The organism is Paenibacillus sp. E194, from assembly GCF_000935845.1.
GTDB classification, from domain to species: domain Bacteria; phylum Bacillota; class Bacilli; order Paenibacillales; family Paenibacillaceae; genus Paenibacillus_B; species Paenibacillus_B alvei_B.
The window spans coordinates 1-7824 of record NZ_JMDX01000250.1 but is presented as its reverse complement, the minus strand read 5'-3'; the positions used below and the strand labels follow the sequence as shown (position 1 = coordinate 7824).

Here is a 7824-nt window from a genome sequence, read left to right as displayed (position 1 = left end):
ATATAAATTAAGATATTGGTGATGGTTGTTAGTGCAAATCAGAATGAGAGACGAGCAACTGCTGAAGCGCAAGATTGGCAGGCTCATATTCAGGATAGAAGTTCAAGGCTGAACGATATGCTGACCATGCTTCTTGTGGCTGATTCAATTGCTCATAACATTGTCCTTTATAATAATAGGCGTGGAAGGTAGCGCTGCCGTGAAGGGTTAAATGATTCAGCTGTTTGTCGCCTAATGCAATACAATGGTCGAACGTTTCGAGTGCTTGTTCGTGTTTGCCCAGTTGGTGCAGGATGACACCCTTGTATAAATGAAGATCTACATAATCGGGGTAAAGCACTAATACTTTGTCAATGGCTGGCCAAGCTCCCTCTATACTTCCTGTCTCTAGTAGAATCGAATATTTCAGCTTATACACAAGCGATGGCGGCGTAAGTCCTTCGGAAAGGAATCTAACAATTGCCCAATTCACGTATTTAAAAGCAAAATCATACTGCTTCATACGCGAATATTCACTCGCTAAGTGATACTCCAGCCATGGATTTGGCTCTTTGTCTTCGATTGCTTTGAGCAATAAGGTTATATTGCGCTCGCTTTTGTTCTTGGCATAAGTTACATCATTCAAATAACCGTAATGGTACACTTTGACTGGCAATGTAGCGATTTGCGATTCATCTTGATCTGGCAGAACTTCATGAACATTCAATGTCTCGTGGATACTGAACTGGAACTTAAATCCCTTGTGATTACGAAAGAGGCGAGCATGCGCAATATGAAATGATTCATTCGCTTGAACAGTTGCTCCAATGTAATTAATTAAATGAATCGAGTAGATATCCTTGTCTAAGGAAGGAAGCAGCTTCTTCATTGTCTGACAATCATCCACATCCATTTCCTCATCAGCATCCATCCACATAATCCATTCACCTGTTGCCTGCTCTAATCCATAATTGCGTGCCAATGAAAAATGATCCTGCCATTCATGTCTAAGCACGGTTGCGCCGAACTCCTGGCATATTTCGATTGTACGATCCGTTGATCCTGTATCCACAACAATAATTTCATCTGCGATAGGCCTGATGCTCCGCAGGCAGCGAGCGATGACATCCTCTTCATTCCGTGCAATCATGCAGATGGATAACGTAGGTGATTGCAATCCATTCACTCCTCTTCGGCTTCGTATAAGATAAGTAACTGTATGCGACGCCTGAAATTGATATTCGGGTGACAAGGGGAATAAAAACGTTGTTCAGAATTTAGCATATGAGATAAACCCTCAGACATAGGATGAGTAACGTAAGTTGCAATGAGGTGCTTGCAAAGGAAAAGAGAGAGGTGAACAGTTTTGTCACAGGCTAATATTCCAAATATTACTCCCACTATTACGATTACCCTTGGCCAAACCGTAACGTTGCTTTTGGCTTCTATCGCTCTGGAAGAACTGGCTCTTGCTCACATCGTGAATGCAGAGGCAGAGAAAATTCAACTCGTTGTTGGTACACTTGCACCTGGTATCACTCCAGCGGCAACGGTTGCGGAATTGCTGGCAATTGACGAAAGTGTAAGAAAAACATTGCAAGATGTAATTAAGAAAGAAATGCTTCTTCAATTTAAGTTAGACAATATACTTAGCAGCTTCCCTGGATTGTAAACTACCTGCAGGTATAGTCATCTAAACTGTCAAGCATCTCGTTGCGCTTACATTTCTCCTGTGGAGTGGAACGATCTACAGGAGAATGTACTTTCTTTTTGCAAGAGGATCATGTTCAAGGGACAAACAAAGTTCGAAACTCAGCATGATGTATTTGTCTATGGCATAAAAATATGAGGTATCGAACTGTAAATGTCTGTGAGTAGCACCTCAATAAGGAGGATATGTATCATGTCCATGCCAAATGTTCCGGATATAAAACCGGAAATTATTCTGAAGCGAAAAGAAGTTGTGAACCTGCTGCTAACCTCAATCGCCCTTGAGGAAATTGGACTGTCTCATATTATCAATGCGGAAGGTGAAAAAATTCAGGCCATACTTAGAGATCGGGATGTATGCTTGTCCGAAGCGCTTCAAATTAATGAAAGTGTTGATCGCATGCTGAGAAACGTTGTGAAAAATCAGATTCTGTTGCACTTTAAGCTGGAAGATGTGATTCGACTTGAGAAGCAGCATGACTGTTTTGAGGATTGTGAAGAATAGCATTCCGCCATTATCCGGAGAGAGAGGAGGGAGAACATGAGCATTCAAAAAAATGATGATCATATTCCATCAATTGACGAGGCAGTTGCACATCTACTGCAATCGCTCTCTCTGGAAGAAGGTGCCCTTGGACAGCTGCTCCTTACCGAGGCAGAGAAAGCAAAGGCGTTCGTTGGCAAGGATAAGAACTTCCCAACTCATCCAACACCTAAGGAGATTGTGGATTACAACTCCTCTGTTGTACAAATTCTGGATTCAATGCTAATGGCGGAGTGGCTGCTGCTGAAGAAGCTGAATATGGTCGTACATATGGAATTCCAAGCACAAACAAGAGATCCTGCTGTCAAGACCAGCGCCCCGATCACAAAGCAGAATGATATAGGCGAAGAGCTGGATTCTGATTCAAACGAATTCGATTATTAATAGATGGATCGAGGTGGATGATGAATAAGACCTTTCAACCTTTGTCTCAAATGCTGCTAGCGGTGTTCCATCTCATCCACGGGTTGGATATTAGATGGGATCAGAAAAGTAAAGAATTGCACGTTCTACAAATCTTGTCTATGGTAGATACGCTACGGGAGCTTCACTTGTGTACGTATCGAAGGGTGCAAGTATATAAGCAGACCGTAATCGATACACATTCCGAACAATTGGAAGAGGATCAGATCAGGGAAGTGCTCGACACCGTGCATCGCACACAATTTCTGCTCGGTAGATGGAATCTTACGAATCGCCTGCTTGTCGAGCAGCTGCAAGAGCACTTACGTTATCTGGAAGACTATTATAAATCTTTCAATCAAGCCTTCAAACAAGCAAAGCCGGAACAGATAACGAAGGAAGTGAAGGAAGTCGTTCAGCCGATTCAAACTGTGAACCAGGTGTCGGAGGAAGTCGTTCAACCAATTCAAACTGTGAATCAGGTGTCGGAGGAAGTCGTTCAACCGATTCAAACTGTGAATCAGGTGTCGGAGGAAGTCGTTCAACCAATTCAAACTGTGAATCAGGTGTCGAAGGAAATCGTTCAACCGATTCAAACTGTGAATCAGGTGTCGAAGGAAATCGTTCAACCGATTCAAACTGTGAATCAGGTGCCGAAGGAAGTCGTTCAACCGGTTCAAACTGTGAATCAGGTGTCGAAGGAAGTCGTTCAACCGATTCAAACTGTGAATCAGGTGTCGAGTGCGTTAGATGCCGTCAAGGTTGGCGGTGCTGTGAAAAAGAGACGTCCATCAAGTCCTCCGTTTATGTCCAAAGATGTGCGTAAGCCTCGGCCTCAGACGAAACCAGTAAAAGTAAAGCTGCCAGTGGCGCCGCTCATTGTTACCCATCATCAGGTGGGCGGGGACATGATGTCGAATCAAAACAAGATTGTATCAAAAATAGGAAGCAGAATTTACTATAGAAAATAAACGCAACTTACCTCATTACAATGATGTGGAAAGGAGATTGCTTAATGGCAAAATTGAATCTCATTCGAATTGCGGGCTCCAGTTATTGTGCATCTGGACGCTGGGCCGTTGGCGTATACATGGATCCAAAGACCAAGTGTGCGGTACTCATTGATAGCGGTGCGAGTACAAGCGTGGCAAGAGAAGTTGATCATGCTGTCAAAGAGTATGGAGGCAAAATAACGGCAATTATTACAACACATGGGCATGAAGTGCAGTGTAGGGGAATCCATTATTTCAAGGATCAATATCCGAACATCAAAATATACAGCACGCATCAAACAGGGATGTACATGCAGCATATGCTCGACGAATCAGATGCTTCTCGTGGAGGCGACAGCATTAAGAGTGAGGATCATGAACGCAATCATTTGATCACTGACTATATTCCATATGAGGAGGGATCTTTCCAAGTAGGTGCCATCCAGCTGCAGATTGTTACACTGCCAGGACATTGTGCAGGCATGATTGGAGTGATTACACCGGATGATGTTGTATACTGCAGCGATGCATTGTTCGGGTATCATACTTTATCGAAGCAGAAGCTTCTTTACTATACAAATATTGCAGATGCCAAGACATCCATTCGCAAGTTGTTATCGTTAAGTTCCGAAGCGTATGTGCTGTATCATGGCGGATGCATCCGGAAATCGAAAATAATGGATTTGGCGAACCAGCATTTGTCGCGAATAAATGAGTTATCGAATGTGATCTATCAGATCATTCAAGACAGGCCGATAACCTTGGAATCCATTATAGAAAAGGTTATTAGACGATATGGGATTGAGCAGACTATGCAGCAATATGAGATTACAAGTGAGATTACGCGTGCACATGTGACTGAGCTTCGTCGTACGGGTCAGATCTTGCCGAATTTGTTCGAAGGATACCTGTATTTCAAGGGGAGTACTCAGGAGACCATTCCAGACACCGATGATCAAGAGAAACATATAATAGAGAGTAATGCTGACTATGTTTCGAGCTAGTCTTAATGGCTCTAAAGGAGGAGCATGTCATTGGATACTCACGAGCATTTAGAGGATGACCATGCATCAGACATTTCCTCAATACTACTGAAAGATGCTGCAGCGTTCATGGAGAATGGCGAGTGGAAGCGAGCTGTTATTATTTATGAACTATTGTTGGACAAAGGGGACGTCGATGCGAAAACAGCTATTTCCGTGTGCGGGCTCCTAGCAAACGGCTACAAGGAATTGGGCATGGATGCCAAAGTGATTAGAACGATTCTGAGGACGCTGCAATATGAGCCTCCGAGCGCTGATAGTTGCTGCCGCATTGGATATCAATATTTCATACAAGAGAAATGGTCAGAAGCAGCTAGCTGGTATGGATTAGCATTACAGATGCCGTTCTCATCCGCTCAAGCGGACGCAATTGCGAATCATACATGGCTGCCTCACCTGCAATTATGTGTATGCTATGACAAGCTGGGTGATCTCAAGCGAGCCTACCACCATCATCAACAGGCTGCGTTATATGCACCTGATCACCCCAGTGTCATTACTAATGAAGTGTATTTTGGCCCCTATTTTGAGATGCTGGACAAGAGCGGATCTCAGAATTGTGGGCTATCTCTGCTTATTCCGTCAGTTCCGGAGCGCTTCACCTTTTTATCTTCTTTATTAGCTGACATTCATCAACAAGCGTTTGGTAAACCTGTGGAAATACTAGTCCTCATTGACAATAAAAAAGAACAATTGGCGATAAACGAAACCAATTGCTCAAACAGGCTCAAGGACGGTTTGTTGCCTTTATTGATGACGATGATCAAATCAGTCCTCATTATGTGGATGCTTTGCTTGAGGCGATCGAGAAAGAACCTCGTGCCGATTGTATTGTGTTCGATGTACAGGTGAAGCTGAACGGCATTTCCGATAAACTGTGCAAATACGGTGTTGAATATCAGCATGGGCAAGACGCGCAGTATTATTATCGCAAACCGAATCATCTCATGTGTTATGCGAAACGAATTGCACTTGTACATCAGTTCCAAGATATTAGCTATGGGGAAGATGATGAATGGGGCGGCAGATGCGCTGCTGACATTCAGTTTCAACATCGAATTCCGCAAGTACTTTACACGTATGATTGGATGCCTAAGCCTTGGGACTGGTACCACAAACAGTAGGAAACTTGGCTGTGGGTCTATTGATTAGGGTGTGCATACATTTGTTGAAGTTGATGCGAAATGAGAGGATGTATTTCTGAGTAAGCGGCATCTCCTTTAGGGAACAACACGCCCAATCCGCTGGAATGCTCAAATTGGAAAGAAGGGTGCTGAGCGATTAATTCGTCCCATAGCTGCCACACGCCAAATCCATAAAGTCGGACGGAGATGTCATGGAACAATACGATTCCGTTATCAGCTAGCTTAGGCAGCCAAGTATGGTAGTCATGGTGTACAGCCTCATACTCATGGAATCCGTCAATATGAAGAAGATGAATGGAGCCATCCTCGAAGTGTTGAAGCGCATCATCGAATGTGGATTGTAATAACGTGGCAACATTCGGATATAAGGATGCTGCAATCTGTCCCACTTCTTGGTACACATCCTCATTATAGGCACCAGAATGGGAGTCGCCTACCCATGTGTCCACGGCATAGCACTTCGCAGGCAGGTCATTGTCCCTTACAGCTTCACAGAAGCTGAAGAAGGAAGCTCCCCAATGCGTGCCAAGCTCAACGATTAATTGCGGCTTCGCAAATGATACCAGATCATATGCGAATTCACGATGACCTGTCCAAGCAGAATAGGTTAGCACCTGTGGTGCAACACGATCATATTCGAAGCTTTTACGATGGAATTTCCATTCAGTCATAAGGATACCTTCTTTCAATAGTTGATTATTTTCGAAATGCATGGAGGCTATGGATGGATATGAAGCATCAAGTTACCTTTGAAACGAAATGTTACGAAAAGGATTGGAAGGCGCTGCTCATGGCGGATCGATTGCAAAGGGCAGTTGCACTGAACGAGTACTCCTTCTCGGAAGTGATTCTCTATATTAATAATGTAAATGATGTCGAAGAAGTTTCCTTCTATGCACAGAAATTAGTGGATTCAGGAGTAATCACCGAATATGCAGTTGTTGATCATTATTCCGACGAGGCACTGCAATATTTCCAGATTGAGAAGGAATCTTTTGCGGGAGGCTACTATTATTCTATTTCGGAGCTGGTAAGTATATACCGATGCCATACGCCTTATTTGCTCCATTTCTCTGGGGACTCCATACTAGAATCCTCCTTCTCTTGGATTGATGAGGCTATCAGCCGCATGGAGTCCGATCGGAGGATCAAGGTAGCTAATCCGGTATGGAATGGTAGATATGATGAAGCGAGGTTCGAAGCAGAGAGCGAAGACGAGTTCTTCTATATCGGATATGGATTCTCAGATCAATGTTATCTAGTAAATGCACAAGATTTCAAGTTTGCGTCTTATCATGAGATACATCCTGCGTCGCAGCGATATCCGGTATATGGTGGAGAACTATTTGAAAAACGAATTGATGCATGGATGCGCAATAAAGGCTTCAAGAGATTGACTTATAAATATGGAAGTTATGTTCACCCAAGATATTAAGGATAGAATCATCGTTGAAATAGGTATTTGGTTACAGATGTGACGAGAACCCCTTATCCTGTAATCACATATATGTATATGGTATCCAGAGTTTACATTATAGGATAGGGAGGGATATTGTTGTCGCAAGCTAACATACCTAATATTACACCCATTATTACGGTAACTAGGGATGATGCAATCAATTTATTACTGTCCTCTATTGCTTTAGAAGAGCTTGGGTTAAGTCATATCCTCAATGCAGAAGGTGAAAAAATACAGTTTGCGCTTGGTACGCTGCCAGGAGTTACATCTCCTCCAGCGACTTTGAGCGATGTATTATTAGTCAATCAAAGTGTGCGTGACACACTTCGTGATGTGACAAAAAAAGAAATGCTGCTTCAAACAAAGTTGGAAACGGTTCTGGCAGCGCCAGTTGTTGCCACAACCGGAGCCACAGGAGCCACAGGAGCAACAGGTGCAACCGGTGAAGCTGGGACAGCAGGAGCAACTGGAGCAACTGGAGCAACCGGGGCAACGGGTGCAACAGGTGCAACCGGGGCGGGAGCCACAGGTGCGACGGGCTCGACTGGTG

The 7824-nt window shown here is 43.7% G+C and carries 10 protein-coding genes and 1 pseudogene; 9 read left to right on the top strand and 2 right to left on the bottom strand.

Annotated elements, in window-relative coordinates:
* Positions 1–28 precede the first annotated feature (28 nt).
* A complete protein-coding gene (locus AZ66_RS24140) occupies positions 29–1156 on the bottom strand; it encodes a glycosyltransferase family 2 protein (protein ID WP_231587022.1) in 1128 nt (375 codons plus the stop codon).
* Positions 1157–1345: 189 nt separating this feature from the next.
* On the opposite strand from AZ66_RS24140, the gene AZ66_RS24135 reads away from it, so the two are divergent.
* The 7 genes from AZ66_RS24135 to AZ66_RS24105 all read left to right on the top strand — a co-directional run bounded on the left by AZ66_RS24135 (position 1346) and on the right by AZ66_RS24105 (position 5794).
* The gene (locus AZ66_RS24135; RefSeq protein WP_044357195.1) at positions 1346–1651 is read left to right on the top strand and encodes a hypothetical protein; all 306 of its coding nucleotides are present in this window, start codon (positions 1346–1348) and stop codon (positions 1649–1651) included.
* Positions 1652–1882: 231 nt separating this feature from the next.
* On the top strand, positions 1883–2194 hold the full coding sequence (locus AZ66_RS24130; RefSeq protein WP_021254599.1) for a hypothetical protein: 312 nt from the start codon (positions 1883–1885) through the stop codon (positions 2192–2194).
* 36 nt (positions 2195–2230) lie between these two features.
* Positions 2231–2617 carry a hypothetical protein gene (locus tag AZ66_RS24125; protein WP_044357194.1) on the top strand — a complete coding sequence of 129 codons (387 nt, stop codon included), beginning with the start codon at positions 2231–2233 and terminating at the stop codon, positions 2615–2617.
* Positions 2618–2634: 17 nt separating this feature from the next.
* Positions 2635–3606, top strand: a complete 972-nt coding sequence (locus AZ66_RS24120) for a methyl-accepting chemotaxis protein (RefSeq protein ID WP_156160064.1) — start codon at positions 2635–2637, stop codon at positions 3604–3606.
* 44 nt (positions 3607–3650) lie between these two features.
* Positions 3651–4631 (top strand): MBL fold metallo-hydrolase, encoded by a 981-nt coding sequence (locus AZ66_RS24115; protein WP_052648823.1) that lies wholly within the window; start codon positions 3651–3653, stop codon positions 4629–4631.
* A gap of 30 nt (positions 4632–4661) precedes the next feature.
* A complete protein-coding gene (locus AZ66_RS33065) occupies positions 4662–5522 on the top strand; it encodes a tetratricopeptide repeat protein (protein ID WP_231587024.1) in 861 nt (286 codons plus the stop codon).
* Positions 5420–5794, top strand: a complete 375-nt coding sequence (locus AZ66_RS24105) for a glycosyltransferase family 2 protein (protein ID WP_231587023.1) — start codon at positions 5420–5422, stop codon at positions 5792–5794. The genes AZ66_RS33065 and AZ66_RS24105 overlap by 103 nt, the downstream gene beginning before the upstream one ends.
* Before the next feature lie 17 nt (positions 5795–5811).
* On the opposite strand, the gene AZ66_RS24100 is transcribed toward AZ66_RS24105, so the two are convergent.
* Positions 5812–6486 carry a class I SAM-dependent methyltransferase gene (locus tag AZ66_RS24100; RefSeq protein ID WP_044357191.1) on the bottom strand — a complete coding sequence of 225 codons (675 nt, stop codon included), beginning with the start codon at positions 6484–6486 and terminating at the stop codon, positions 5812–5814.
* 53 nt (positions 6487–6539) lie between these two features.
* Between AZ66_RS24100 and AZ66_RS24095 the strand changes: the two genes are divergently transcribed.
* Together AZ66_RS24095 and AZ66_RS32100 are read left to right on the top strand one after the other, a co-directional pair.
* Positions 6540–7250 carry a hypothetical protein gene (locus AZ66_RS24095; RefSeq protein ID WP_197081764.1) on the top strand — a complete coding sequence of 237 codons (711 nt, stop codon included), beginning with the start codon at positions 6540–6542 and terminating at the stop codon, positions 7248–7250.
* 120 nt (positions 7251–7370) lie between these two features.
* A pseudogene (locus AZ66_RS32100) lies at positions 7371–7824 on the top strand (hypothetical protein); the annotation flags it as partial.